General features: G+C 39.0%; 2 protein-coding genes. Both read right to left on the reverse strand.

Going from position 1 to position 3,215, the window contains the following annotated elements:
* Nucleotides 1–456 precede the first annotated feature (456 nt).
* Nucleotides 457–2,196 carry a single-stranded-DNA-specific exonuclease RecJ gene (gene recJ / locus DEF52_RS05870; RefSeq protein WP_151808121.1) on the reverse strand — a complete coding sequence of 580 codons (1,740 nt, stop codon included), beginning with the start codon at nt 2,194–2,196 and terminating at the stop codon, nt 457–459.
* Nucleotides 2,197–2,256: 60 nt separating this feature from the next.
* Nucleotides 2,257–2,622, reverse strand: coding sequence for a hypothetical protein (locus tag DEF52_RS05875; protein ID WP_151808122.1), 366 nt, complete (start codon nt 2,620–2,622; stop codon nt 2,257–2,259).
* Between the last annotated feature and the right edge of the window lie 593 nt (nt 2,623–3,215).

Raw genomic sequence — 3,215 nt, forward strand, 5'->3', positions numbered from 1 at the left:
TTTTTTTTCGTTTGGTAAATTTTTTAACGTTTATGGCTAAGCGACAGCCGTCATCCCGCTGCTTGTTAGCGGGATCTCTTGTTAGCGCCGCGGCGGTATGACGGTTCGTGGCGGCGTGACGATAAGCTCGTCATCCCACTGCTTGTTAGCGGGATCTAGAGATACCGCGAATGAATCGCGGTATGACGGTTCGCAGTGGCATGACGATAAGCTCGTCATCCCGCTACTTGTTAGCGGCTAAGAGATACCGCGAATGAATCGCGGTATGACGGTTAAGTAGGGTGTCATCCCAGTGTCACGCACTGGGATGACATTATAGGAGCACTGGGATGACACCCTCTTGGATGGAAATCAGTGTCAGATAATTTCATGACACCAGTTGTTGTAAACTCACTTCTTCTTGATTTTTTGGTTTATCTTGTCTACCTATTTTGTCACTCTGCTGAACAGATACACTCAACTGATGGTTAATACATCTTCTATCAAAAATTGTACAAATTCATTGCCATTCCAGTAATTCACAGAGATTTTACCCAAAACGGCTTTAACATTACCCTGCATGATAGCAGAGCCAAGGTGAGTATTTGCAGAGCGAAATGCAATAGCTCTCACCATAACATTATCATCAGCGATGAAACATTTTATATGGTCAACTCCTATAACTTCAGGCTTTCTTATCTTTGCTCCTTGGATAATAAACCTTGGTTCAGGATTCCCAACTCCAAATGGTCCCAAGCGTTGCAATTGATTCCATAAAGACAAATTTATTGCTTTAGCAGTTACTATACTATCAGCTTTTAAAGTTTTCTCATTTATAGAATTTGAAAATCTTTCAGTAAAAAAATCATGCAAATCATTTATTTTGTCTTCTTTAATTGAAAATCCTGCCGCCATACTATGGCCACCACCTTCAATAATCAAATTTATAAACTTTGCGGAAAGGACTGCAGCACCGATATCAACTCCCAAAATTGATCTACAGCTTGCTTTTCCTATTCCATTATTCAAAGATATCACTACTGTTGGCAAGTGAAACTGCTCCTTTAGCCTTGATGCAATTATACCAATTATTCCCTGGTGCCAGTTGCCGCTTATCATTATAAAATTCGCACCTGATTGGGTAGACTCTTCCGCTTGTGCTGTAGCTTCCAAGAGAGCCTCATTTTCTAACACTTTTCTTGCATTATTCAAATCTATTAATTTTAGCGCGATTGAATGTGCCTCTTCTTCATCATCGGTGGAAAGCAACCTTGCACCGAGCGATGCTTCTCCAATTCTTCCTCCAGCATTTATGCACGGTCCAATGCTAAACCCCAACCGCGAAAAACTTGGTTTTTCAAGGATTCCCAAAGCATCAAATAAAACACGCAAGCCAACGTTTTTTCTTGTTGACATAACTTTTAATCCTTGTGAGACAAGTGCTCTATTGAGGCCTGTGATCTGCATAACATCACAGACAGTTCCCAGAGCAACCAAATCCAATAGATCAAATAAATCTGGTTCTTTTTTATTGGTAAAAAATCCTTGCTCACGTAGGCTTTTATTAAGAGCAACAATTAGCAGAAATGACACTCCAACTGCTGCTAGGTTATTATAAGGAGAGCTCTCATCAAGGCGGTTTGGATTCACAACTGCTACGGCGCTTGGTAATTTTTCCGTACCAAGGTGATGGTCAACAACTATAATATCAAGACCAAAAGCCTTTGCATCTTCTATTGGTTGATATGCAAGCGTACCACAATCAACGGAAATACATAAATCAATTCCATTCTTTTTAAGTTGTAATAAAGCATCTGTGTTTAATCCATAACCCTCATCAACACGATCTGGAATGTAGATTATAGAGTGTATACCGATTGCTCTTAGGTACCTGTTAATCAATGCTGACGATGTTGCACCATCAACATCATAGTCACCAAATATTGCAAGGTTTTCATCATTTTTTATTGCCCGTATTATACGAGAAACAGCTTTATCCATATCAAGAAGGTGAAAGGGATCTGGTAATAGCGATCTGATTAGTGGATATAAGAAGTCGCTTGCATTTTCTATGTTAACACCACGAGTAACCAATATTCTTGCTAATATTTCTGGTAACTCAAATCTCTGTGTAAGAGTTAAGATTTGCCTTTGATCTGCTTCTTGCAACTTCCACAATGCATTTGTTATGCTGCGCTTTTCAATTTCAAGTAGCATATTCTTTCTTTGTAAATAAAACTACTTTACCAGAATTTTTAAGCTTGTTCTATAATTGTATTAGACTTCTGCATAACCTAAACTAAGTAGAAAAAAGGTATCATCTAAGTAGCTGACACTGGTCTCCATCCAAGAGGGCAGTAGCCCCTTCGGTGTCATTCCAGCGCGTGACCAGGTCTTTTTAGCTATCATAGGATGACAGAAGCAGACACTCCACTTTGTCGTTCCAGTGCCTCCTTTTTTTGTCATTCCAGTGCCTTGACTATTTGGATCCAGGAAAAAGAATGGTGTCATCCGAGTAGCCCCTTCGGTGTCATCCGAGTAGCTGACACTGGGATCCAGGTTGCTCACAAGCAAACTAGTATAGAAAGTGGTTACAACGTTTCCGATGAGATTGCAGAAAGGCTGGATCCCAGTGTCAAGCACTGGGATGACACCCTCCTAGTAGAAACGCTTTTGTAATTGCAACATTCGTGCAATCTTTAGCCATAAACATTAAGAAATTTACCAAATGAAAAAAAAGGCAAAAGAAGCCCCGTGGTTGGCTAATTACTTACATTATACTTTCAAGTATGGCGTTTTTTTATTCTAAACGCTTAATAACCGCGATTTAGTTGCTTTTAAGCCGCAACTAATCTAAATTATAAACATTAAGAAATTTACTAAACAGAAAAAAAGGCAAAAGAAACCCTAGGGTAGCTAGTTATTCACTATCCATTTTTTAAATCGGCGTTTTTTGATGTTTTAAATGCTTTATAAGCGCATTTCAGCTTATATTAGGTAAAAACCTAGAAATTTTATAAAGACATAAGATGCACATAGTGCAAAAAATTAAACATGGGACGCCAGATACGTGAGTTTTTTTGTCATTTAATCTGTACAGAGAAGATAAATAAATAGCTTCAGTATCATGATAAGGGCGCTGGCGGAGTTTGTCAAGGAAGTTTTTTCGTTTCTATGGGTCAGTTGGTACCACTGCCATTAAGTTAAGGAAGGAATGGTAAAAAACGAACCAGAAG

Source organism: Wolbachia endosymbiont of Nasonia oneida (genome assembly GCF_009012935.1).
Lineage (GTDB): Bacteria > Pseudomonadota > Alphaproteobacteria > Rickettsiales > Anaplasmataceae > Wolbachia > Wolbachia pipientis.